A 23,150-nucleotide genomic window follows, 5' to 3' on the forward strand; every position below is an offset into this window, starting at 1 on the left:
GAGCCGTGAGGGGGAAACCGACCGGCGGTTCGGGGCGACCGTCGACCGTCAGCCGGCGACCGGTGCGGTTCCGCCGCCCCGAACCGTCGGGGAGGCGTTCGGCGTCGCCCCCGACGCGGCGTCGACGGTGGCGTTCGTACTGCCGGCGGTAGTGTTCGCGGCGCCGGCGGTGGCGTTCGTCGCGTCGACCGGTTCCACCGGAACCGGAGGGGTCGGGGTGGCCGATATCGCGCCCGAGAACAGCAGGCGGATGTAGCCGAGGTAGGGGACGCGGACGCGCGCGACGCCCTGTACCCACTCGGTGCGGACGGGCGGGGCGATGCCGTTCACCTGGTCGTACTGGCCGTTCCAGTCGCCCTTGGTGATGAACCCGGCGTGCGGCGCGGGGCAGTAGGGTATCTCCTCGCAGGAGTCGCCGGTCAGGTACTCGGGATTCGCCCGGTCGTACCAGTTCTCGCCCGCCGAGACGTGAAACCGCGCGCGGTGGATGATCGGCGGTCCGACCTCGTCGGGCGGCTTGTACACCACCACCGAGCCGGGTTCGCCGAACGTGGCGTACTCCTCCGCCGTCCCCGTCTCGTACGTGACGACGCCCGTCTCCTCGTAGGAGAACGAGGGCGCGAACCGGGTCGGCTCGGTGATGAACACCAGGTCCCCCCGCTCCATGTGCGGCTGCATACTCCCCGACTCGACCGCTACCATCGGCGGCCAGACCCCCGCGACGGCGAACAGCACCAGTCCGACGAGCACGACGGCGAGCACCGACGACAGCAGTTCCCGGACGAACAGGAGCGGTCCCGATTCCGCCCGCAGGAAGCGCGTCAGCGGGCCGCCGTCGGGCGGCCGGCGGTCGTCGCTCATTGGGCGTCGTTCCCCGCCGGCCGTGTTGAACCTTCTGTTCGTTCCGGCGAGCCGTCTCCACACCCCACCGGCTCGGCGCCGCCCGCTACCGCGACTCGCGGTTCCGCCCGGCCACGCCCCGCCGGTTCTGCCCCCGCCTCCACTCGCGACTTCCGCCCGCACTCGCGACTTCTGCCCGGTTGCGGGCCACCGGTCCGTCCCGCTACCCTTTTGCCGTCGCCGCGCCGACGCTCGTGGCGTGCCACTGGAGACGCCCTCCCGGGTCGTGCAGGCGCTCGCGGGCCGCGGCTACAACGCCGAACGGGAGGCCGTCACCCTCATCGCCGACGCCGAGACGCCGGCGCTCGCGCTCGAAGCCACCCTCGAAGCCGTCCCCGAGGACGCGCTCGTGGTCACCACCGCCCACGTCCGCGAGGCGCTCGGGGAGGCGCCCGCCCCGGACCCCGACGCGGTGACCGACGACGCCGCGTCCGCCGAACCCGCCCCCAGCGCGGCCGCCGCCGCCCAAGCGTCGCCCGACGCGTTCGACGATACCCCCGCGGAAAGGGGAAGGGGAGCCAACGTCCGAGGGGCCGACGCGCCGGACGACTCCCCCGTTTCGGATGGAGCGAATCCGGGGTCGACGGTGGACTCCGGCGGGACAACTCCAGTCGAAACGAAGGGGTCTCGGGTCGGGGAGCGGTCGCCGCCCGAACCCGTCGTCGCCCAGGACGTGACCGGGCAGTCGACCGGGACCGGCGAGTACGACGAGTTCGTCCGCGTGTTCCGCGACCGGTACGACCGGCTGGCGGGCCAGCTACGGGGTCGGGTCAACCACCGCCCCGCCACCGCGATCCAGGAGATGGCGGGCGGCACCGAAGCCGAGATGATCGGGCTGGTCAACGACATCCGCTCGACCGCCTCGGGCCACTGGCTGGTCGAGTTGGAGGACACCACCGGGACGTTCCCCTGTCTCGTGATGAAGGACCGCGACATCGCGGACCTGGTGGACGAACTCCTGATGGACGAGTGTATCGCGGTGTCGGGGACGCTCGCCGACGACGCGGGCATCCTGTTCGTCGACGCCATCCACTTCCCGGACGTGCCGCGGACCTACCAGCCGAACACCGCCGACCGACACGTCCAGGCGGCGCTGGTCTCCGACATCCACGTCGGCTCCCAGGAGTTCTCGGCCGAGGCGTGGGGGCGATTCGCCGACTGGCTCCACACCGAGGAGGCCGAGACAGTGGAGTACCTCCTCGTCGCGGGCGACATGGTCGAGGGCGTCGGCGTCTACCCCAACCAGGACGAGGAACTCGACATCGTCGACATCTACGAGCAGTACGAGACGTTCTCGGAGCACCTCAAGCAGGTGCCCGGCGACATGGAGATACTGATGATCCCCGGCAACCACGACGCGGTCCGACTCGCCGAACCGCAACCGGGGTTCGACGAGGAGCTACGGGGGATCATGTCCGCACACGACCCACAGATCGTCGGCAATCCGGCGCTCGTCACCGTCGAGGGCGTGAAGGTGCTGATGTACCACGGCGTCTCGCTCGACGAGGTGATCGCCGAACTCCCCGCCGAGAAGGCCAGCTACGACGACCCCCACCGGGCGATGTACCAGTTGCTCAAGAAGCGGCACGTCGCCCCGCAGTTCGGCGACCGGACCCGCCTCGCCCCCGAGGAGAGCGACTACCTCGTGATGGACGAGGTGCCCGACGTGTTCCACACGGGGCACGTCCACAAACTCGGCTGGGGGAAGTACCACAACGTCCTCGCCGTGAACTCGGGCTGTTGGCAGGAGCAGACCGCGTTCCAGCGGTCGGTCAACATCGACCCCGACGTGGGGTACGCGCCCATCCTCGACTTGGACACGCTGGACATGACGGTCCGGAAGTTCACCTGAACCGCGTTTCGCCGGGCCTCATCGCTCGGGCCGGCTTCGACGGCGCTCGCTCGGGTGGGTAACGTACTGCTCAGGAGACGGAACCCCTTCGTTTCCGGTGGACGACCCGTGTCACCGATCGGCACGGGACCGCGGTCCGAGCGGCTCCTACGGCTCGTCGACCCGGTAGCGGTCGGTCCGCTTCCCCTCGAACATCGGGCCGTCGCCGACGCGTTCGAACCCCGCGGACTCGGCGGCGTCGCGCATGCCGTCCTCGCCTTCGACGACGAGGAGTTCGACCGGCATCGACTCGCTCGCGGCGAACCGGAGCGGTTCGGCGAGGAGGTGTTCACACGCCTCGGGCGTCCCGCCGAACTGCGTGACGTGGACGGTGCCGTCGTGGGCGTCGTAGCTGACGAACCCCAGCAGGTCCGCGGGGTCGGACTGGCCGTCCTCGTTCGGGTCGGTGGCGGCGTCGTCGGCGACGGCCACCCGGACCGTCCGGTCGTGGATGACGCCCCGCATCGCGTCCGTCGGCGCGTCCGCGATGCTCGCGAGCGCCTCGGCGTCCGCCTCCACCGCGTCCCGTACGTCCATACTCGTCTGGCGGTGCACGCGGACGGACGTAAATCCCCCCGTCGGTCCGGACGCTCGGCGGGCGGGTCCGGCGGTCCGACCGTCCGACGGTCCGGCGGCCGCTGACCGTCGACCCGAGCCAGGTCACCGTGACTACGACCGCGGCGCTTACGTCCGCGCGGGCGGACCGACCGGTATGAGCGCCCGCGAGGAGTTCGACGCCTGGGCGGCCGACGGCCGCGACCGGGGGATGGAGGAGCGCCACTGGCACACCGCGAAACACGTGCTCGCGCGGATGCCCGTCGAGGACGGCGACCGGGTACTCGACCTCGGCACGGGGAGCGGCTACGCGCTCCGCGCGCTCGCGGACACCGCCGACCTCGACCGGGGGTACGGCCTCGACGCCTCGCCCGAGATGGCGCGCAACGCCCGCGAGTACACCCGGGAGGGGGAATCCGGCACCGCGCCCGACGCCGGCGGCGCGGCGGCCAACGTGGGGTTCCTCGTCGGCGACTTCGGCCACCTCCCCTTTGCCCGCGACTCGCTCGACCACGCGTTCTCGATGGAGGCGTTCTACTACAGCGACGACCCCGCCGAGACGCTCCGGGAGGTGGCGCGCGTCCTGCGGCCGGGCGGGACGTTCTACTGCGCGGTCAACTACTACGAGGAGAACACCTACAGCCACGAGTGGCAGGGGAACATCTCCGTCGAGATGACGCGGTGGAGCGCCGCCGACTACCGCGAGGCGTTCCGCGACGCCGGCCTGTTCGTCGCCGAACAGGACAACGTCCCCGACCGCGAGACGGAGATACCGCCCGCCGCCGAGTTCCCGACCGATAGCTGGGAGCGCCGCGAGGCGATGGTCGAACGCTACCGGCAGTTGGGGACGCTGCTCACCGTCGGCGTCGCGCCCTGACCTCGGACATCTGGAGACGCGGGCGTTCGGACGCCGCCCGCACGGCGGGCCGCCCCCGCGACGCTTCGCCTGCGATCCCGACGCGCTGTCCACGCGACGGGCGGCACCCACGACGCGCCGCCCGTCCGTCGCTCAGTCGTCGGTCGCGTCGGGACTCGGGTTCGACTCCAGATTTCGGAGGTGCTTCGTCGAGAGGTCGTCGACGGCCGGCCCGTCGAGCACCTCGCCGTCCGACTCGAACCGCGAGCCGTGACACGGGCAGTCCCACGTCGCCTCGCCGTCGTTCCACGAGACGACACAGCCGAGGTGGGGACAGACCCCCGACACCACGTCGTACCCCGCCTCGCTCCGCGACACCGCGAGCACGTCCGTCCCGTCGCGGACCACGGTGCCCTCGCCGACCGAGAGGTCGCGTACGTCGCGTTCGTCCGCCGACGACAGCGCGGCCTGCGCCCAGTCGCTCACGTACTGCTTGCCGACGTTCGCGTTCTCGGTCAGGAACTCCGTCACCCCGCCGCGGTCGGTGACGCGGGCGGGGTCGAACGCCCGCGCCCACGAGTTCCGCCGGCCGCGAACCAGGTCGGCGATGACCCGCCCCGCGGCGACGCCGTTGGTCATCCCCCACCCGCCGAACCCGGTGGCGACGTAGACGTTCTCGCGGCGTTCGAGTTCGCCGACGTACGGCCGTCCGTCGAGCGTCACGAAGTCCTCGGTCGACCAGCGGTACGCGACCGACTCGACGTCGAACCGGGCGCGCGCCTGCCGCTCCAGTCGGCGGAACCGCGCGGCCGTGCTCCCGCCCTGGCCGGTCTTATGGTTCTGCCCGCCCACCAGCGTCAGCGTGCCGTGCTCGTCCGTCTCGCACGTCCGCACGGAGAGGTACGGCTCCTCCGCGCGGTAGAAGACGCCGTCGTCGGGCGGGTCGGCGGCGTCGACCGCCACCACGTACGACTTCTTGGGGGACATCCGCGCGAAGTAGAACGCGGGGTCGACGATGGGGAAGTGGGTCGCCACCACCACCGAATCGGCCGCGAGCGTCCCGCGGTCGGTCTCCACCCGGCAGGCCCGGCCGCGGCCGCCGTCGTCGATGTCGGTCGCGCGCGTCCCCTCGTAGATGCGGACGCCGTCGTCGACCATCGACTCCGCGAGCGCGAGCAGGTACGACCGGGGGTGGAACTCCGCTTGCGCGTCGAAACGCACCCCCGCGGCGGCGTCGTCGGGCACCGGCACCGAGTCGACGGCCGTCGCGGGCAGTCCCACATCCGCGGCCGCCGCCGCCTCGCGTTCGTACTTGCGTCGCTCGGCCGGGTCGCTCGTGTACGCGTACGCGGGGAGGCGGTGGAAGCCGCAGTCGACGCCGAGTTCGTCGGCCGTCGCCTCGACGTGGTCGATGGCCGCCTCGTTGGCCGCGGCGTACGCGCGGGCGACCCGCTCGCCCGCGTCCTCGCGGAGTCGGTGGTAACGAACGCCGTGCTGGGAGGTGACCTTCGCGGTGGTGTTCCCCGTCGCGCCGGCGGCGATCCGGTCGCGTTCGACCACCGCGACCGAGCGGCCGTCGTCGGCCAACTCGGCGGCGGCGGTCAGGCCGGCGATGCCGCCGCCCACCACCGCGACGTCGACCCGACCGCCCTCCGACAGCGGCGGGTAGTCGGTGGCGTCGCTCGTGGCGGTCCAGACGGAGGTGCGTCGGTCGACCGGGTCGGCCGGTCGGTCGTCGGGTCGTGAGGGTGCCATCGGGAGGAACGGTCGCGGTGTTTGTTCTCGCCGCGTAAGTGAGCGCGGCCGGGAGAGGCAAGCACCCACCCGACCGGCGGTCACATCCGCCGGGACGTCCGTGTACTATCACGAACGATAGCGGGCCGACAAGCTTCATGTATCTGCATCCGCTAGCCGCGCACATGACTCGGGAGCAGACCGGAGCGGACGCGGTCGAGGGCAACGTACTGGTGTCGGAGTGGGAACCCGGCGAGGACCCGTGGCGCGGTCGGCGCGCGCGCGAGCGACTCGTCTCCCGCGAGGACGTGACGGGGTGGGTCGCGGTCCGGCGCGCGGGCGACCGGCCGGATGTCCCCGTCCGCGGGTTCGCCCAACTGGCCCGCGAGATGGGCATCGGGCGGCTGGCGGTCGTCGCGCCCGACGCCGACGAGGGGGCAGTCGCAAGCTTCCCCGGCGTCGAGATACAGCGGACGGCCACCGTCGACGACGCGGTGTCGTGGGCGGGGCGGTAGCCGGCGAGCCGGCACGAACTGGAACGGTAACGACTAACTATCCGGTCGCCGACGCCCGAGGCGTGAGCGACTCCCCGTTCGCGAACCCCCTCCTCCGGTACGGCATCGGTCTCAGTGGCGCGGTCGTCATCGCGTTCGTCGCGCTGTTCTTCCTCGAGGGGGCGACCCGCTGGATAGCGCTCGGCATCGCGGCCCTCGACGCGGTCGTCACGCCGATGGTACTGAAGCGCGCGGCCACCTGACGGGCGGCCGCCGCGGCCGCGTCCGTCGACGCCGCCCGGCCGGTCGCGACGCTACCCGATCACGTGGACGTCCGCGGGGTCGAACCCCACGGTCACCGTCCCCGTCGGGTCGCGGTCCGCCCGGACCGTGACGGGCGTCCCCTCCCACTCGCAGTGGAGGCGGGTGGTGTCGCCGAGGAACTCCGCGCTCCCGACGGCGACGGTCAGCCGGTTCTCCCCGCCGCCGCCGACCCGGAGGTCCTCCGGCCGGACGCAGACCGTCAGGCGGTCGCCGACCGCGGCGTCACACGGCGGGACGCGGAGCGCGTGCCCGCGCACGTCGAGGGTACAGCCCTCGGCGGTCGACGCGCGCACCTCGCCGGTCAGGACGTTGTTGTCGCCGAGGAACTCCGCGACGAACCGGGTGGCGGGCGCGTCGTACACGTCGCGGGGCGCGCCCACCTGTTCGACGCGGCCGTCGTTCATCACCGCCACGCGGTCCGACACCGCGAGCGCCTCCTCCTGGTCGTGGGTGACGTACACCGTCGTGATCGACAGTTCCTGCTGGATCTCTCTCACCTGGACCCTGAGCCGTTCGCGCAGGCGGGCGTCGAGCGCCGACATCGGCTCGTCGAGCAGGAGCAGGCGCGGGCCGGGTGCGAGCGCGCGAGCGAGCGCGACCCGCTGGCGCTGTCCGCCCGAGAGCGTGCCGGGGTCGCGACCCTCGAACCCCGCCATGTCCACCAGGTCGAGCAGGTCGGCCACCCGCTCGTCGCGGCCGACGCCGCCGGGCGGGTCGGCGAACTTCAGGCCGTACGCGACGTTCTCGCCGACGGTCATGTGGGGGAACAGCGCGTAGTTCTGGAAGACGACGCCGACCCCCCGCGCCTCCGGCGGCACGCCCGCCATCGGCTCGCCGCCGACGGTGACGCGTCCGCCGGTCGGCTCCTCGAACCCGGCGACACACCGGAGCGTCGTGGTCTTTCCGCAGCCCGAGGGACCGACGAGCGTGAAGAACTCGCCGTCGCGCACGGAGAGGTCGACGCCCGCCAGCGCCGTCGTGTCGCCGTACTCGACGCGGAGGCGGGTCAGGTCGACCTCAGCCACCGAACCCACCCCCCTCGCCGCCGACGCGTTCGATCACGAGGAACGACAGCGTCGTCACCGCCAGCAGGACGGTCCCCATCGCCGTCGCGGCGCCCAGCCGCCGGCCGATGAACCGCTCGACGGCGACCGGCATCGTGTAGCTCCCGCTCCCCTCCGCGAGGATGACCGTCGCGTCGAACTCGCCGACCGAGATGGCGAACGCGAACGCCGCGCCCGCGACGACGCCCGCCCGCACCAGCGGGAGTTCGATGTCCACGAGCGCGCGGAGTCGCGACGCGCCGAGCGCGCGGGCGGACTCGACGAGCGAGCGGTCGAGCGACTCCAGCGGCGGCGCGACCGTCCGCACCACGAACGGGTACGCGCCGACCGCGTGGGCGGCGACGACGGCGACCGTACCCGTGACCGTGAACCGGTAGCCGAACGCGGTGACCCCGAACACCAGCCCCCGGAGCATCCCGAGACCGACGACGATGCCCGACACCGCCAGCGGCGCCATCGAGAGCGCGTCGACCAGCCACCGCCCGCGGAACCGGCGGGTCGTCAGCACGCTCATCGCCACGCCCGTCGGGAGCGCGACGGCGAGCGTGCCGACGCCGAACAGCAGCGAGTTCACCACCGCGGGCAGCGGCCGCACCTGGAACGACGCGCCCGCGGTCTGCCGCCGGAGCAGGAAGCGATAGGCGTCGAGCGAGAGCCGCCCCTCGACAGTGAGGCTGCCGTAGATCATGCTCGCCAGCGGGCCGAGGAAGACGACCGCGACCACCAGCGCGTAGCCCGCGACCGCCAGCCGCGAGACGACCCGCTCGCGCGTCCACGAGTCGGGGAGCAGCGACTCGCGGGCCGGCGGGCGGGTGTCGCGCCGCCGCTGGGACTGCGCGCGCTCGTAGCGGAGGTAGATCGCGGTGAGTGTCAGCGACACGCCCGCCTCGACGGCGGCGAGCGCGGCCGCCTCGTGGTAGTCGAGCCGGCGGACCGCCGAGTAGACGAACACCTCGACGGTGGCGTACCGCGCGCCCCCCAGCGCGAGCACGATGGGGAACGAGGCGAACGTGAACACGAACGTCAGCGTCGCGCCCATCAACACCGCGGGGAGCAGTTGCGGGACCACCACGTCGCGGAACGCCCGCCGGGGGTCCGCGCCGAGCGAGCGGGCCGTCTCCACCGCGCCGGCGTCGACGCTCTCCCACGCCGCCGTCGTCACGCGCGTCACCAGCGGCGCGTTGTAGAAGGCGTGCGCGACGATGATCGCGCCGAGCGACGGTAGCAGGTCGAGTTCCGACAGGCCCAGCGCCGACAGAAGCGCGTTGAGCGTGCCGCTCGCGCCGAACATCGAGTAGAACCCCACCGCGACCATCACGGAGGGGAGGACGAACGGGAGGATGGTGACCGAGCGGAGCGCGCGCCGGCCGGGGAACTCGAAGCGCGCGAGCACCCACGCGCCGGGTAGGCCGAGCGCGACGCTCGCGACGGTCGAGAGGAGCGCCTGCCACGCGGTGAAGCCGAACAGTCCGAGCGTCCCCAGCGCTCCCGGCTCGCGCAGCGTCTCCCGGACGAGCGCCGCGGGGTCGGTGAGCAGCCGCGCGAGCCAGCCGACGTAGAACTCGCCGGTGAGCACCTCGACCAGCGGTCCCGCGGTGAGCCGCCCGTTCACGACCACCGCGTCGACGAGCACCGTCGCCACCGGGTAGTAGAACAGCGCGCCCAGCAGGAGCGCGGTGACGACGGCGAGGACCGGCAGCGCGTACCGGTCGGCCGACCGGCCGCGTCCGTCCCCGCCCGCGTGTGCCGGGTCGGACGACCCGCGGCTCACGCTCTCACCCTCGTGTCCGCGCGCCGTCGCCGGCGCTCGCCCGCCCGCCGGCGACTCCCGCGGCGCGCGCTCACCCGCTGGCGAACCGCCGCGCCCAGTCGTCGGTCCACGTACCGAGGTTGCCTTTCAGCTCCTCGTAGGTGAAGGTGACCGCTTCGGCCGGCTCCTTGGCGTACTCGGCGTACTCGTCGGGGAGCGGCGCGTCCTCGATGGCGGGGAACGCGACGTTCCGCTGGGCGATGCCCGCCTGTATCTCGGGGGTCAGGGCGAACTCCATGAACCGCCGCGCGAGGTCGGGCGCGTCGGCGTCGGCGAACCGCGCCATCCCCTCGGGGTTGGCGTACCCCTGGTCGTTCAGGAACCGGATCCGGTGGCGCTGGAGGTCCTGGTCCTCGCGGTTAGCGTACACCTGGTCGGTGGAGTAGGAGACGACCATCGGCGCCTCGTCGCTCTCGTAGGCGGCGTACGCGTCCTCCCAGCTCCCGAGGACGACCACGTCGTTGTCGCGGAGGTCGGCCCAGTAGTCGAGGTAGCCGTCCGCGCCGAACCGCTCGATCGTGTGGAGCATGAACGCCTGGCCGGTGGTCGACGACGTGGGGTTCTGGGCGATCAGGTCGCCCTCGTACGCGGGGTCGAGCAGGCTCTCGAACGTCTCGGGGGCGGTGAACTCGCCGCCGTCAGCGGTGGCGTTCCACACCAGGCTGACGTAGCCCGTGTCGAACGGCACCGCCCGACCCTCCGGGTCGAACCGGAGCCCCTCTTTCACCCGGTCGCTCCCCGCCAGGTCGCCCGCCTCGGCGAACAGCGGGTCCGTGAACTGCCCCGACCCCTGCTGTTCGTCCACCCGGATGAGCCCGCTCGTGTCGAGACCCACGTACACGTCGGCGTCGAAGTCGGCGCCCTGCCGCGCCCGCTCGATGTAGTAGTTGAGTTCGTTGTCGGGCGTCTCGTACCGGAGGGTGGCGCCCGTCTCTTCCTCGAAGCGCCGCTTGAGCCACGCCCCGGGGCTGGTGCTCGGCGCGTCGACGAACGCCGGGTACGCCGCCACGACCAGCGTCTCGTCGCCCGCCGTCGCCGACCCGGTCGTCGTGCCCGTCTCCGACTCGGTTCCGGTGGCGGTCCTCGTTTCGGTCCCGCCGTCGGCGGGCGCGCCGGTCGACCCCTCCGTCTCGACCTGCTCGGCCGAACAGCCGGCGACCAGCGCCAACCCGCCCGCGCCCGCCGTCTCCAGGAATCGTCGTCGGTCCATTACCGAGTTGTTTCACGCTGTGGTACTTAGCCTCCGCGGTCGAGCGGGACCGCCCGACGACCGCCTCGCGGCCGCCCCCGCCGCGGGGGAACGGTTTTCCCCCGCCGGGCCGCCCGGGCGGGTACGAGTGAACCCGAGTCGTCGGACCGTGTTGGCGGGGCTGTTGGCGGCGATACTGGTGCTCACGGCGGTGGTGCTCGCGGACGTGCTCTCGACGGTGGTGTTCGCGGTGACCGTCGGGTACGTGCTCTACCCGCTCCGCCGCCGGGTTCGCGACCGCGGCGCCTCCCGCCGGGTCGCCGCCGCGAGCGTCACGGCCGCGGCGTTCGCCGGGGTGCTCGCGCTGGCCGCGCCGCTGGGTTTCCTGCTGTACCAGCGGGTCGATACGTTCCTCGACCTCCTGATGGCGCTCCCCGATCGGATCCCGGTCGAACTCGCGGGGTTCACGTACGTGATCGAGGTGGAGGCGGCGTTCACCGCGCTCGCGGGCGCGCTCCAGGGGGTGGCGGTGTCGGTGGCGACGGCCGCGCCCGTGCTCGCGTTGAAGGCGCTGCTGTTCGTGCTGCTCATCTACGGGCTGCTGTACCAGCCGCACGCGCCGCGGGTCGCGCTGCTGCGGCTCTGCCCCCCCGAGTACCACGACGTGCTGTTGGCGCTCGACCGCCGAACCGCGAACACGCTCCGCGCCATCTACGTGCTGCAGGCGGCGACAGCCCTCGGCACGTTCGTCGTCGCGCTCGCGGCGTTCTGGGCGCTGGGCTACCGGTCGCCGTTCGGACTCGCGGTCGTCGCGGGCGTCCTCCAGTTCATCCCCGTACTCGGCCCGAGCGTCGTCATCGCGGGGCTGGCGGGGTACGACCTCCTCCTCGGCAACGCGGTCCGCGCGGCGCTCGTGGTCCTGGTCGGACTCCCGGTCGTCGGCTTCGCGCCCGACGCGGTGATCCGGCCGCGGCTGGCGGGCGAGACGACGGACCTCCCCGTGTCGGTGTACTTCGTCGGGTTCGTCGGCGGCGTGCTCACGCTGGGTGCGGTCGGGTTCGTCGTCGGGCCGCTCGTGGTCGCCCTGCTCGCGGAGGTGGTCGGACTGCTCTCGACGGGACCGGTCAGCGAGCAGGTGCGGCTGCCCGACGTCCCGGACGCCGAGGAGTGAGCCCGCCGGCCGGCGGCCCCGGACCCGCCGCGTTCGGCTTACGTGTCCGCCCCGTCGGCGTCCGCGTCCCCGCGCAGTTCCCCGCCGCGCTCGCGCCACTCGGTGAGACTCCCCTCGTAGAAGGCGAGGTCATCGTACCCCAGGTGCCGGAGCACGGTGTACGTGTGGCTGATCCGCCGGGCGGTGTTACAGTAGAGGACGACACGCCTGTCGGGTGTGATACCCCGCCCTTCGAGCACCGATTCGAGTTCCTCGCGGGGTCTCAAACCCCGGGTGTCGGCGTCGACGAGTTCGAGCCAGTCGAGTTGGACCGCGCCGGGGAGGTGGCCCGCGGCGTACTCCTCGGGTTCGCGCGTGTCGACGACGACGACGCCCTCGCCCGCCTCGGCGGCGTCTACCGCGTCCGCCACCTCCTCGAACCCGACGAGCGGCGAGCGCCCCGGCTCGCTGGTCTCGTAGTCGGTCGGCTCGGGGTCGGCGTCGTCGCTCGTCGTCTCGCGCTCGCGGCTCCACGCGGAGTAGTCGCCGTCGAGGAGGTGGAGCGTCGCGGGGTCGTGGCCGTACAGTTCCGCGGTGACGAGAAAGCGCGCCGCGAACACGCCGTGGGTGTCGTCGTACGCGACGATATCGTCGCCCGGGTCGACGCCCGCCTCCGACAGCAGGTCGGCCCACACGTCCGCGCCCGGGAGCATCCCCTCGTCGCCCTCCGAACTCCGGAACGACGCGAACGGCACCGACACCGCGCCGGGGAGGTGGCCGATGCCGTCGAACTCCCACTCGTCGCGCACGTCCACGAGCCGAACGTCGGGGTCGCCGAGTCGCTCGGCGACCCACTCCGGGGGGACTACGTCCATGTTCTCGTTCCAGCGGCGGGGACCAAAAGTCCCGCCGCACCGGTGAGCCTCCCGCCCGCCCCCGACCGGGGCAGATGTGGCCGGAAGCCCGCGCCCGCCCTCCCGCGGCTCCCGACTGTCGGACGGGCGAAACGTGCCCGCCGGGTCGGACGGCTATACCGGCAACTGTATCCGCTACTCCGGACGAATGGCCGGACCTGCCGGGGGTACTGGTATTATGCGTCGGGGGACCGAAGGTCGGGCTGCAATGTCAGACTACGCGAAGGACGTGCTCGTCTCGGCGGACTGGGTCGAGGAGCATCTCGACGAGTTCCAGTCGGACGACGACGAGTACCGACTGGTCGAGGTGGACGTCGACACCGAGGCGTACGACTCGGGCCACGCGCCCGGCGCGATCGGGTTCAACTGGGAGACCCAGTTGCAAGACCAGACCCGACGCGACCTGCTCACGACGGAGGACTTCGAGGACCTCAACGCCTCGCACGGCATCTCGAACGACTCGACGGTCGTCATCTACGGCGACTCCTCGAACTGGTTCGCGGCGTACACCTACTGGCAGTACAAGTACTACGGCCACGACGACGTCCGCCTGATGGACGGCGGCCGCGAGTACTGGGTCGACAACGACTACCCGACCACCGACGAGGAGCCCTCGTTCCCCGAGACGGAGTACGAGGCGGCGGAGCCGGACGAGTCGATCCGCGCGTACCGCGAGCAGGTCGACGCGGCCATCGACGCGGGCGTTCCGCTCGTCGACGTTCGGTCCCCCGAGGAGTTCCGCGGCGAGATCCTCGCGCCCCCGGGCCTCCAGGAGACCGCCCAGCGCGGCGGCCACATCCCCGGCGCGAGCAACATCTCGTGGGCCTCCACCGTCAACGAGGACGGGACGTTCAAGACCGCGGACGAACTGCAGGAACTGTACGAGGGGGTCATCGACGCCGGCGACGACGAGATCGTCGCCTACTGCCGGATCGGCGAGCGCTCGTCGATCGCGTGGTTCGCGCTCCACGAACTGCTCGGACAGGACCAGACCGTCAACTACGACGGCTCGTGGACCGAGTGGGGGAACCTCGTCGGCGCGCCCGTGGAGACGGGCGACGCCGAGTGAGCGAAGCGAACGAGGCGTCGGAGTAACGGCGGCGAGGTCTCCGTGGCGAGCCGCCCACAGAATAGGGCGACGCCGAGTGAGCGAGCACGCGGTCGGCAGACCGACGGCGCGGTCCTCGGGCCGTCCCGTCCGCAAACGGATCGACGCCGACCGCCGATTTTTCCGACTCGTTCACCGGGGCCGACCGAACGCGACGCCCGCGGTCGGGACGCCGCCGCTCCCTACGCGAGCACCCACGCCGCGACCCGGGGGGTGAGGAACGACTCGACGAACGACGCGACCACGAGCAGGAGCGCGAGACCGACGAGGACGTACGCCGCCCGCCGGATCTCGCCCGCGACCGCGGGCGCGTCGGTCCGGCCGCGGACGCCCCGCCAGCCGACGACGCCCAGGTGGAAGCCGAGCGCGCCCGCGAGCGCGAGCGCCGGGAGTTCGACGACCCCGTGTGGGGCGACCAGCGCGAGGAACGCGGCGAGGTCGAACACGCCCGCGAGCGCGCCGACGAGCGCGCCGTTGAACCCGAGGCTGGCGGCCGCGGGGAGACCGAACGCCAGCCCGCCGTACGCGCTGCCGGCGGCGACGAGCCAGTTGTTCGCGGCGATGGTGACGAACGTGCCGAGGGGGAACGCGCCGAACACGTTCGACACGTCGCCCGGCGGGCCGAGGCTGACGCCGTAGCGGGCGGTGACGGCGTAGCCGACGACGATACTGCCGAACAGCACCGCGTGTGCGGCGGCGACCGCGACGAGGTGTCCACGGGTGAACCCGACGAGTTCGCGCCAGCCCCGGGCGAACGTCCGTCGGACGCGCGTCGCCGCGCCGGGGCGGTCGGGACCGCGTCCGACCGCGCCGGGGTTCCCGTAGCGCTCGTCGGTGCCGAGTCCGGTCCGCGCCCGGCCGGCGTACAGCGCGGTCTCGAACCCGTCGAGCAGCGGCGCCACGACCAGCGGGACGACCACCGCGTTCAGTTGTGAGACGCCGAGCAGCCCCAAGAGCGCGAACGCGACGGCGACCCCGACGGTGACGCCGAACGTCACGAGCGCGTACCCCACCGCGGCGCCGAGGTGGTGGCGGACGAACCCGAGGCTCCGCCGGGCGGCGGTCAGCGACCCGACGCCGTCGACGACGACGGCGGCGTCGGCGAACGACAGCGCGAGCAAGACGAGCAGCGCGACCAGGCCGCCGACCGCGACCAGCGGGCCGCCGAGCGCGAGCCCGAGCGTCGCCTTGACGGCGGCGAGCGTGAGGAGGATGGCGAGCGGCACGCCGACGAAGGCGGCGACCACCGCCGCGCGCAGCAGCGCCAGCCCGAGGAACGAGGTCCACCGGCGGCTCCCGCGGACGCCGTCGACCAGCGGGTCGCGGCCGTCGAGCGCCGCCCACACCGTCTCGCGGGTGACGGCGGCCGCGACCGACTGGAGCACGAGCGCGGCGACGAGCGTACAGAGTAGTCCGACGCCGAGCAGCCAGCCGACCTCGGGGGTGGCGAGTCCGGCCAGCGCGTCCTGCTGTTCGGGGGTGAACGTCGGCGTCGCGGGGTCGCCGCCGAACCCGCCGAATCCGCCGAACCCGTCGAAGACACCGCCGCCGCCGGGCGTCGCGGCGTCGCGCTCGACGTCCGAGAAGGCGCGGACGACCGCCTCGATGCGGCCGTCGACGACCAGCAGGCCGACCGCGGCCCCGAGCGCGACCAACAGCGGGGTGCGGGCGGCCGGGAGCGCGCCGAGCGCGAGCAGGTACGCCGGGAGGACCGCGGCGGGGCGACCGACGAGCAGTCGACCGGCGGCGGTGAGCGCGCCGGAGACGGAACGGGACCGGTCCGTGGGTGAGGGGGACACGGGTTCGACTGCCACCGCCCGCCACCTAACCCTACCGCCGGCGGGCGGCGCGGTGTGGGGCGGCGGGCGGGCCGCGTCCCGAGGGTTTCAAGCGGCCGACCGCCCTACCCGGCGGCATGGACGGGGACACCCTTCTCGACGACGTTCGCGACGCCAACGAGACGCCGCTGTCGCGGCTCGGCTCCTCCAAGTCGCTGTACGCGCTCACCGGCGGCGAGATGGAGGCGGGCGCGGTCCGCGCCGCCGTCGCGGCGGAGGCGGCGGCCGCCCGCGAGACGTTCGAGGCGTGGAGCGCCGACGAGGAGAGCGGCGACGCCGCCGGCCTGTTCGGCTCCGTCGCCGACGACGCCCGCGGGCACCGCGACTCGCTCGCGCCCGACGGGTTCGACGCCGACGAGGCGCACGCGTTCCCCGAGTTCGACGCGCTCGCGGACCTGACCGACACCGCGGCGCGGGCGGGCGGACTGCTCGCGCGGCTCGTCGTCGCGCGCAGCCGCGCCGAGCAGGCGGTCGGCTTCTTCGTCGGCGACGCCGACCCCCAGAGCGCGAGCGAGTTCCGGTCGTACCGCGACGACCTCGCGGCGCGACTGGAGGCGGCGGTCGACCTGCTCGACGACGTCTGCGAGTCGGACGGCGAGTGGGACGCCGCGCGCGACGCCGCCGACGCGGTCGTCGAGGCGGCGTACGACGACTACGTCGAGACGCTCGAGTCGATGGGCGTCAAGCCAAAGAACGTCTGCTGAGGCGGACCACGCGCTCCGCCGGGTTCGTCGAGCGCGCTCGTACGGCTCAGACGCCGGGCAGGTTCTCGCGGTAGGCGCCGATCCGCTCGACGGCCGCGTCGGTGTGCTCCGCCACCGCGTCGCCGCCCTCCTCGCCGAGTTCCCTGAGGACGTTCGTCCGGCGCGCGAGCGACCCGTGGTCGGGACCGCGCTCGCGGTCGGCGGCGTCCGAGAGCCGCTCCGCCTGCGTCTCCAGCCGCTCGCGCAGGTCGTCGTCGTCGGCCGCTCCGGCGGCCTCCCGGAGGTGGTCGCTCGCCGCTTCGAGTTCCGCGGGGTCGGGTCCGTCCGTGTTCTCTTCGCTCACAGCCGCTTCACGCGCGGGCCGGAGGAAAACTCCACCGACCGACGCGACTCCGGGTCGGCGCTCGCGTCGACCGCCCCCCGACCGCACGCGAGTGTAGCTTTACACCGGAGCGGGCGGCCACCCCGCCCGTGACCCGATGACCTGACCGTCGCCGCGGGCGGTGGAGCGGTCGCGCGGCGCGCCCGCCCGCGGAACGCCAAACGCCCGCGTCGCCTGCTAGCTACCGTCGTGAGCGCCGTCGAGCGGAGCGACCGCGCCGGTCAAGTGCGTCCGGCCCGTTGACACGCCAATGAGTGAATCCGAGGGGCCGCTCTCCCCGGACCGGCCGGGAGCGGAGCGCTCGTTCCGCGTCGACGCGCCGTTCGACCCGGCGGGCGACCAGCCCGCCGCCATCGAGGAGTTGGTCGACGGGTTCGAGTCGGGGATGGACCGCCAGACCCTCCTCGGCGTCACCGGGTCGGGCAAGACCAACACCGTCTCGTGGGTAGTCGAGGAGTTGGACGCGCCGACGCTCGTCATCGCGCACAACAAGACGCTCGCGGCGCAGTTGTACGAGGAGTTCAAGTCGCTGTTCCCCGACAACGCCGTCGAGTACTTCGTCTCCTACTACGACTACTACCAGCCCGAGGCGTACGTCGAGCAGACGGACACGTTCATCGACAAGGAGATGACGATCAACGACGAGATCGACCGTCTCCGTCACTCGGCGACGCGGTCGCTGTTGACGCGGGACGACGTGATCGTCGTCGCCTCCGTCTCGGCCATCTACGGGCTGGGCGACCCCGCGGACTACCGCGGGATGTCGCTCGAACTCGAAGTCGGCCAGGAGATCGGCCGGGACGAACTCCTCGCGAACCTGGTCGACCTCAACTACGAGCGCAACGACGTGGAGTTCGAACAGGGGACGTTCCGGGTGCGCGGCGACACCGTCGAGGTGTTCCCGATGTACGGCCGCTACGCGGTGCGGATCGAGTTGTGGGGCGACGAGATCGACCGCCTGACGAAGGTCGACCCGCTGGCGGGCGAGACCGAGGGGGAGGAGCCCGCGGTGTTGGTTTACCCCGCCGAGCACTACTCGATCCCCGAGGACCGACTGGGGAACGCGGTCGAGGAGATCGAGGACCTGATGCACGAGCGGGTCCGCCACTTCGAGCGGAACGGCGACCTGGTCGCCGCCCAGCGGATCGAGGAGCGCACCACGTTCGACATCGAGATGCTCCAGGAGACGGGCTACTGCTCGGGCATCGAGAACTACTCGGTCCACCTCTCCGATCGGGAGTCGGGCGACCCGCCGTACACGCTACTCGACTACTTCCCCGACGACTTTCTCACCGTCGTCGACGAGTCACACCAGACCCTCCCGCAGATAAAGGGGCAGTTCGCGGGCGACAAGTCGCGGAAGGACTCGCTGGTCGGCAACGGGTTCCGCCTGCCGACCGCGTACGACAACCGCCCGCTGACGTTCGAGGAGTTCGAGGAGAAGACCGGCCGGACGCTGTACGTGAGCGCCACGCCGGGCGACTACGAGCGGGAACACTCCGAGCGGGTCGCAGAACAGATCGTCCGCCCGACCCACCTCGTCGACCCGGAGGTGGAACTCGCAGACGCGACCGGGCAGGTCGACGACCTGATGGACCGGATCGACGAGCGGATCGACCGCGACGAGCGCACCCTCGTCACCACGCTCACCAAGCGGATGGCGGAGGACCTCACCGAGTACCTCGAGGAGGCGGGCGTGAACGTCGCGTACATGCACGACGAGACGGACACGCTCGAACGGCACGAACTCATCCGCTCGCTCCGGCTGGGCGACATCGACGTGCTCGTCGGGATCAACCTCCTCCGGGAGGGACTCGACATCCCCGAGGTATCGCTCGTCGCCATCCTCGACGCCGACCAGGAGGGGTTCCTCCGCTCCGAGACGACGCTGGTCCAGACGATGGGGCGGGCCGCGCGGAACGTCAACGGTCAGGTCGTCCTCTACGCCGACGACACCACCGACGCGATGGAGGCGGCGATCGGCGAGACCCGACGGAGGCGGCAGATCCAAGCGGAGTTCAACGCCGAACACGGCCACGAGCCGAAGACGATCGAGAAGGAAGTCGGGGAGACCAACCTCCCGGGGTCGGAGACGGACACCTCGGGGGTCGCGGGCGCGGACGTCGCCGACGAGGACGAGGCGCGCGCGCAGATCGAGGCGCTCGAAGAGCGGATGGAGGAGGCGGCGAACAACCTGGAGTTCGAACTCGCCGCGGACATCCGCGACCGGGTCCGCGAACTCCGCGAGGAGTTCGAGATGCGACGCGAGGAGGAGGGCGTCGCGCCGCCCGAACCCGAACCGGACGCCGACTTCTGAGCCCGGCCCGCGGCTCCGACCGTCGGGACTGTCGGGGGTCGAACTCGAACTCGGACGCCGAGCGTCAGTCGGCGGCGCTCGCGGCGTCGCTGGCCGCCCGGTCGAGCATCCCCCCGGCGGTCGAGTAGCGGAAGTACGCACACAGTCCGACCGCGGCGACCACGTTCGATATCGTCACGGCCCAGAACGGGCCGAGCGCGCCGTACCCCAGGAGGTACGCGCCGACCGCGGCGACCGGGATCCGGACGCCCCAGTACTGCAGCAGCGTCGAGTACATGCTGACCTCGGTCTTGCCGGCGCCGTTGAACCCCGCCTCGACGGTCCAGACGGTGCCGAGCGCCCAGTAGCTGTACGCGAGGATCTGGAGGTACGCGACCGTGTACGCCAGCGCCTCCGCCCCGATGTCGGGGACGAACAGCACGGCGAGGAACTCGGGGTAGAGCCACTGTCCGACGCCGACGACGCCGATGCCGACCGCACCGACCGCGACGCCGAGCCACGTCGCGCGGGTCGCCCGATCCGGGCGGGCGGCCCCGAGGTTCTGCCCGACGATGGTCGTGCTCGCGGAGCCGACGCCGATGGCGGGGACGAACGCGACCGTCGAGACGCGCGCGCCGACCGTGTAGGCGGTGAGCGCGGCCGCGCCGCCGGTGAAGGAGATGATCGCCACCATCACCAGCCGCGCGGCCTGCCGGCCGACGCTCTGGCCCGCCCGGGGGGCACCCACGTCGACGAGCGTGCGGAACTCCTCGGGGTCGAGTCCGACCGACGCGCGGTCGAGCGAGAAGCCGCCCCGGTCGGAGAGCGCCGCCCCGACCATGAGGAGCGCGCCGAACACGTAGCCGACGAGCGTGGCGTACGCGGCGCCCGCGATGCCCATCCCCGCGAAGCCGGTGGCGGCCAACAGCGACGACTCCAGCCCGCCGAGTCCGAGGATGGCGAACAGCGGGTTCGAGGTGAACCCGAAGATCAGTACCGGGTCGAGCAGGATGTTGGTGCCGATGGCGACGAGGTTGGCGACCAGCGGCGTCCGCGAGTCGCCGGCGCCGGTGAACGCCGCCTCGACGGCGTCGCTCGCGGTGCCGACGACGTACGCGAACGCGATCGCACCGAGGTACGTCGCCGCGAGGGCGGCCACGTTCGCCCCGGGGTCGAACAGCCGCGTGAGGTCGAGCGCCACCGCGTCGACCACGACGGCGAGCACGAGCATCAGCGACGTCGCGCCCACGAGCCCGTGAAACGCCGCTCGACGGGCGCCCGCGCGGTCGTCGGTGCCGACCCGCTGTGAGACGAGCACCTGCGAGCCGACGTACACCGCCTGCGCGGGGACGACGAGCAGCCCGATCAGCGGCGCGATCAGGCCGACGGCGGCGACCGCGTCGCCGCTCAGCCGCCCCAGCCAGAACACGTCGACGATCTGCTGGGCGACCAGCGCGAACTGCTGGGCGACGATGGGGGCGGAGAGAAACGCGAGCGCGCGCCCGAGTGACCCCTCCGTGATATCCTCCGACGAGACGTCGAACATCGGATCGTTTCGGAATCCACATCGGACAATAAATCTCTGTCGATGTCTCTCATATTCTCCCACGTTCACACGTTTTCCCGCCCGGGAGACCGCACGCTTTTGCTCCCGGCGGCGGAACGGTCCGTATGAGCAGTCGGCGGCGCAAGCCCGACTGGTTGAAGAGCCGCCCACCCGCCGGGCAGCGCTTCACCGAGATCCGGTCCGTCCTCCGCGAACACGACCTCAACACGGTCTGTGAGGAGGCCAACTGCCCCAACCTCGGCGAGTGCTGGAGCGGCGGCGACGCCGGCGGGCACGGCCACGGGACGGCCACGTTCATGCTGATGGGCGACCGGTGTTCGCGCGGCTGTAACTTCTGTGACGTCGAGACCGGCGGGATGGAGGCGTTGGACCCCGACGAACCCGCGAACGTCGCCGAGGCGGTGACCGAGATCGGACTGGAGTACGTCGTGCTCACGTCGGTCGACCGCGACGACCTCCCCGACGGCGGCAGCGCCCACTTCGCGGAGACGATCCGCGAGATCAAACGCCGCGACCCCGGCATCCTGGTCGAGGTGTTGATCCCCGACTTCGGCGGCGACGAGGCGGCCGTCCGTCGGGTGATCGAGGCGGGACCCGACGTGGTCGCCCACAACGTCGAGACGGTCGAGCGGTTGCAGTGGCCCGTCCGCGACCGCCGGGCGACGTACGACCGGACGCTCGACGTGTTACAGCAGGTGAGCCGGGAGTCGGACATCCACACCAAGACGAGCGTGATGCTCGGCCTCGGCGAGTACGACCACGAGGTGTACCGGACGCTCAGGGACCTCCGGGAGGCGGACGTCGACATCGTCACCCTCGGGCAGTACCTCCAGCCGTCGCTGTCGCACCTCGACGTGTTCGAGTACGTCCACCCCGACGCGTTCGACACCTGGCGGCGGGTCGCCGAGGAGGAACTCGGCTTCCTCTACTGCGCGTCGGGACCGATGGTCCGCTCGTCGTACAAGGCGGGCGAACTGTTCGTCGAGGCGCTCGTCCGCGAAGGGTCGTCGGTCGAGGCGGCTCGGGCGGCCGCCCGCGCCGCCGGCGGGTGACTCCGACGGCGACGCACCCAACGGCGACGCATCCAACGCCGACCGACCGCGCGACCGGTTGACAGTCGCCGCCTCGAACCCGCGTCGGCTGGACGAACGGGTACGCCCCGGCAGTATTTCCACGCACAGTAAACTATTTACGAAAACACTATGCGTCGGGGCGGTGAGGGTTCGCGCATGGGAAGGTGGGTACCGTGAGCACGCTCGAACGCGACCCCCGCGAGGGGGAGGTCCGCGTCCTCGACGAGAACGGCGACGTCGTCGGCGACGCGCCCGACCTCTCGGCGGAGGAACTCCTCGCGATGTACCGGCAGATGAAGCTGGCGCGCCGGTTCGACACGCGCGCCGTCTCGCTCCAGCGGCAGGGGCGGATGGGGACGTTCCCCCCGATGTCGGGCCAGGAGGGCGCGCAGGTCGCCTCGGCGATGGCGCTCGCCGACGACGACTGGGTGGTCCCCTCCTACCGCGAACACGCCGTCTCGCTCGTCCGCGGGGTGAGTTTGGAGCGGACGCTGCTCTACTGGATGGGCGACGAGCGGGGGAGCCGGATGGCCGACGGCGTGAACGTCTTCCCGGTCGCGGTCCCCATCGCGAGTCAGATCCCCCACGCGACGGGGATGGCGTGGGCGAACAAGCTACGGAACGACGACGGGACCCCCGACGCCGTGGTCTGTTACTTCGGCGACGGCGCCACGAGCGAGGGCGACTTCCACGAGGGACTCAACTTCGCGGGCGTGTTCGACACGCCGAACGTCTTCTTCTGTAACAACAACCAGTGGGCCATCTCGGTCCCGCGGTCGAAACAGACCGCCTCGGCGACGCTCGCACAGAAGGCCGACGCGTACGGCTTCGAGGGCGTCCAGGTCGACGGGATGGACCCGCTCGCGGTGTACAAGGTCACGGAGGAGGCGCTCGCGAAGGCGAGAGACCCCGACAAGGGGGAGCTCCGGCCGACGCTGATCGAGGCGGTCCAGTACCGCTTCGGCGCACACACCACCGCCGACGACCCGTCGGTGTACCGCGAGGACGCCGAGGTGGAGGAGTGGAAGGCGAAAGACCCCATCCCGCGGCTCGAACGCTACCTCCGCGGGCGGGACTTACTCGACGACGACCGGGTCGCCGACATCGAGGAGTCCGTCGAAACCGAGGTGGCCGACGCCATCGAGGCGGCCGAGTCGACCACGCGTCCGGACCCGTCGTCGATGTTCGAACACGTCTACGAGGAGATGACGCCGGAACTCCGCGCGCAGGCCGAGCGGTTCGCCGACCTCCGCGAGCGGTACGGCGACGAGGCGTTCCTCGACGACTGAGCCGACCCGACC

The 23,150-nt window shown here is 72.1% G+C and carries 20 protein-coding genes; 10 read left to right on the forward strand and 10 right to left on the reverse strand.

What is annotated here, in order from left to right:
• Positions 1-48: 48 nt before the first annotated feature.
• Positions 49-861, reverse strand: a complete 813-nt coding sequence (locus K933_RS11295) for a S26 family signal peptidase (RefSeq protein ID WP_023394869.1) — start codon at positions 859-861, stop codon at positions 49-51.
• A 238-nt stretch (positions 862-1,099) separates the two neighbouring features.
• On the opposite strand from K933_RS11295, the gene K933_RS11300 reads away from it, so the two are divergent.
• On the forward strand, positions 1,100-2,752 hold the full coding sequence (locus tag K933_RS11300) for a DNA-directed DNA polymerase II small subunit (protein WP_023394870.1): 1,653 nt from the start codon (positions 1,100-1,102) through the stop codon (positions 2,750-2,752).
• Between the two features lie 147 nt (positions 2,753-2,899).
• Here K933_RS11300 and K933_RS11305 read toward each other — a convergent pair whose 3' ends face one another.
• On the reverse strand, positions 2,900-3,328 hold the full coding sequence (locus tag K933_RS11305; protein WP_023394871.1) for a hypothetical protein: 429 nt from the start codon (positions 3,326-3,328) through the stop codon (positions 2,900-2,902).
• A 175-nt stretch (positions 3,329-3,503) separates the two neighbouring features.
• Between K933_RS11305 and K933_RS11310 the strand changes: the two genes are divergently transcribed.
• Complete coding sequence (locus K933_RS11310) at positions 3,504-4,223, forward strand: class I SAM-dependent methyltransferase (protein ID WP_023394872.1); 720 nt, start codon at positions 3,504-3,506, stop codon at positions 4,221-4,223.
• Positions 4,224-4,355: 132 nt separating this feature from the next.
• On the opposite strand, the gene K933_RS11315 is transcribed toward K933_RS11310, so the two are convergent.
• A complete protein-coding gene (locus tag K933_RS11315) occupies positions 4,356-5,957 on the reverse strand; it encodes an FAD-dependent oxidoreductase (protein WP_023394873.1) in 1,602 nt (533 codons plus the stop codon).
• Positions 5,958-6,121: 164 nt separating this feature from the next.
• Between K933_RS11315 and K933_RS11320 the strand changes: the two genes are divergently transcribed.
• Positions 6,122-6,451 (forward strand): hypothetical protein, encoded by a 330-nt coding sequence (locus K933_RS11320; protein WP_023394874.1) that lies wholly within the window; start codon positions 6,122-6,124, stop codon positions 6,449-6,451.
• A gap of 62 nt (positions 6,452-6,513) precedes the next feature.
• On the forward strand, positions 6,514-6,693 hold the full coding sequence (locus K933_RS11325; protein WP_023394875.1) for a hypothetical protein: 180 nt from the start codon (positions 6,514-6,516) through the stop codon (positions 6,691-6,693).
• Positions 6,694-6,744: 51 nt separating this feature from the next.
• On the opposite strand, the gene K933_RS11330 is transcribed toward K933_RS11325, so the two are convergent.
• From K933_RS11330 to K933_RS11340, 3 genes are all read right to left on the reverse strand, one after another.
• Positions 6,745-7,779 carry an ABC transporter ATP-binding protein gene (locus K933_RS11330; RefSeq protein WP_049947824.1) on the reverse strand — a complete coding sequence of 345 codons (1,035 nt, stop codon included), beginning with the start codon at positions 7,777-7,779 and terminating at the stop codon, positions 6,745-6,747.
• On the reverse strand, positions 7,772-9,589 hold the full coding sequence (locus K933_RS11335; protein WP_023394877.1) for an ABC transporter permease: 1,818 nt from the start codon (positions 9,587-9,589) through the stop codon (positions 7,772-7,774). Before K933_RS11335 ends, K933_RS11330 begins: the two co-directional genes overlap by 8 nt.
• Positions 9,590-9,659: 70 nt before the next feature.
• On the reverse strand, positions 9,660-10,838 hold the full coding sequence (locus K933_RS11340) for a thiamine ABC transporter substrate-binding protein (RefSeq protein ID WP_023394878.1): 1,179 nt from the start codon (positions 10,836-10,838) through the stop codon (positions 9,660-9,662).
• A 127-nt stretch (positions 10,839-10,965) separates the two neighbouring features.
• On the opposite strand from K933_RS11340, the gene K933_RS11345 reads away from it, so the two are divergent.
• Positions 10,966-11,988 (forward strand): AI-2E family transporter, encoded by a 1,023-nt coding sequence (locus K933_RS11345; protein ID WP_023394879.1) that lies wholly within the window; start codon positions 10,966-10,968, stop codon positions 11,986-11,988.
• 38 nt (positions 11,989-12,026) lie between these two features.
• Here the strand turns inward: K933_RS11345 and K933_RS11350 are convergent, their stop codons facing one another.
• Positions 12,027-12,842, reverse strand: coding sequence for a sulfurtransferase (locus K933_RS11350; protein WP_023394880.1), 816 nt, complete (start codon positions 12,840-12,842; stop codon positions 12,027-12,029).
• A gap of 247 nt (positions 12,843-13,089) precedes the next feature.
• Between K933_RS11350 and K933_RS11355 the strand changes: the two genes are divergently transcribed.
• Positions 13,090-13,950, forward strand: coding sequence for a sulfurtransferase (locus K933_RS11355; RefSeq protein ID WP_023394881.1), 861 nt, complete (start codon positions 13,090-13,092; stop codon positions 13,948-13,950).
• 221 nt (positions 13,951-14,171) lie between these two features.
• Here K933_RS11355 and K933_RS11360 read toward each other — a convergent pair whose 3' ends face one another.
• Positions 14,172-15,788 (reverse strand): stage II sporulation protein M, encoded by a 1,617-nt coding sequence (locus K933_RS11360; RefSeq protein WP_023394882.1) that lies wholly within the window; start codon positions 15,786-15,788, stop codon positions 14,172-14,174.
• 116 nt (positions 15,789-15,904) lie between these two features.
• On the opposite strand from K933_RS11360, the gene K933_RS11365 reads away from it, so the two are divergent.
• Positions 15,905-16,531, forward strand: coding sequence for a hypothetical protein (locus tag K933_RS11365; protein ID WP_023394883.1), 627 nt, complete (start codon positions 15,905-15,907; stop codon positions 16,529-16,531).
• Between the two features lie 46 nt (positions 16,532-16,577).
• Here the strand turns inward: K933_RS11365 and K933_RS11370 are convergent, their stop codons facing one another.
• Entirely contained in the window at positions 16,578-16,874 is a 297-nt protein-coding gene (locus tag K933_RS11370; protein WP_023394884.1) for a DUF7553 family protein, read from the reverse strand.
• A gap of 289 nt (positions 16,875-17,163) precedes the next feature.
• Here K933_RS11370 and uvrB point away from each other — a divergent pair, with 289 nt between their 5' ends.
• The gene (uvrB, locus tag K933_RS11375; RefSeq protein WP_023394885.1) at positions 17,164-19,230 is read left to right on the forward strand and encodes an excinuclease ABC subunit UvrB; all 2,067 of its coding nucleotides are present in this window, start codon (positions 17,164-17,166) and stop codon (positions 19,228-19,230) included.
• A 64-nt stretch (positions 19,231-19,294) separates the two neighbouring features.
• On the opposite strand, the gene K933_RS11380 is transcribed toward uvrB, so the two are convergent.
• Entirely contained in the window at positions 19,295-20,755 is a 1,461-nt protein-coding gene (locus K933_RS11380) for an MATE family efflux transporter (RefSeq protein ID WP_023394886.1), read from the reverse strand.
• Positions 20,756-20,880: 125 nt separating this feature from the next.
• Between K933_RS11380 and lipA the strand changes: the two genes are divergently transcribed.
• Together lipA and pdhA are read left to right on the forward strand one after the other, a co-directional pair.
• The gene (gene lipA, locus K933_RS11385; RefSeq protein WP_023394887.1) at positions 20,881-21,828 is read left to right on the forward strand and encodes a lipoyl synthase; all 948 of its coding nucleotides are present in this window, start codon (positions 20,881-20,883) and stop codon (positions 21,826-21,828) included.
• Positions 21,829-22,022: 194 nt separating this feature from the next.
• Positions 22,023-23,138, forward strand: coding sequence for a pyruvate dehydrogenase (acetyl-transferring) E1 component subunit alpha (gene pdhA, locus K933_RS11390; RefSeq protein ID WP_023394888.1), 1,116 nt, complete (start codon positions 22,023-22,025; stop codon positions 23,136-23,138).
• The last annotated feature ends 12 nt before the right edge of the window (positions 23,139-23,150 follow it).

The sequence above is a fragment of the Candidatus Halobonum tyrrellensis G22 genome, from assembly GCF_000495475.1.
Lineage (GTDB): Archaea > Halobacteriota > Halobacteria > Halobacteriales > Haloferacaceae > Halobonum > Halobonum tyrrellense.

What these genes read in the sequence shown, in the direction of transcription:
- K933_RS11380 (WP_023394886.1), bottom strand. Translation starts at nt 20,755, where the DNA reads ATGTTCGACGTCTCGTCGGAGGATATCACGGAGGGGTCACTCGGGCGC.
- K933_RS11365 (WP_023394883.1), top strand. Translation starts at nt 15,905, where the DNA reads ATGGACGGGGACACCCTTCTCGACGACGTTCGCGACGCCAACGAGACG.
- K933_RS11355 (WP_023394881.1), top strand. Translation starts at nt 13,090, where the DNA reads ATGTCAGACTACGCGAAGGACGTGCTCGTCTCGGCGGACTGGGTCGAG.
- K933_RS11295 (WP_023394869.1), bottom strand. Translation starts at nt 861, where the DNA reads ATGAGCGACGACCGCCGGCCGCCCGACGGCGGCCCGCTGACGCGCTTC.
- K933_RS11315 (WP_023394873.1), bottom strand. Translation starts at nt 5,957, where the DNA reads ATGGCACCCTCACGACCCGACGACCGACCGGCCGACCCGGTCGACCGA.
- K933_RS11320 (WP_023394874.1), top strand. Translation starts at nt 6,122, where the DNA reads ATGACTCGGGAGCAGACCGGAGCGGACGCGGTCGAGGGCAACGTACTG.
- lipA (WP_023394887.1), top strand. Translation starts at nt 20,881, where the DNA reads ATGAGCAGTCGGCGGCGCAAGCCCGACTGGTTGAAGAGCCGCCCACCC.
- uvrB (WP_023394885.1), top strand. Translation starts at nt 17,164, where the DNA reads ATGAGTGAATCCGAGGGGCCGCTCTCCCCGGACCGGCCGGGAGCGGAG.
- K933_RS11310 (WP_023394872.1), top strand. Translation starts at nt 3,504, where the DNA reads ATGAGCGCCCGCGAGGAGTTCGACGCCTGGGCGGCCGACGGCCGCGAC.
- K933_RS11350 (WP_023394880.1), bottom strand. Translation starts at nt 12,842, where the DNA reads ATGGACGTAGTCCCCCCGGAGTGGGTCGCCGAGCGACTCGGCGACCCC.
- K933_RS11305 (WP_023394871.1), bottom strand. Translation starts at nt 3,328, where the DNA reads ATGGACGTACGGGACGCGGTGGAGGCGGACGCCGAGGCGCTCGCGAGC.
- K933_RS11340 (WP_023394878.1), bottom strand. Translation starts at nt 10,838, where the DNA reads ATGGACCGACGACGATTCCTGGAGACGGCGGGCGCGGGCGGGTTGGCG.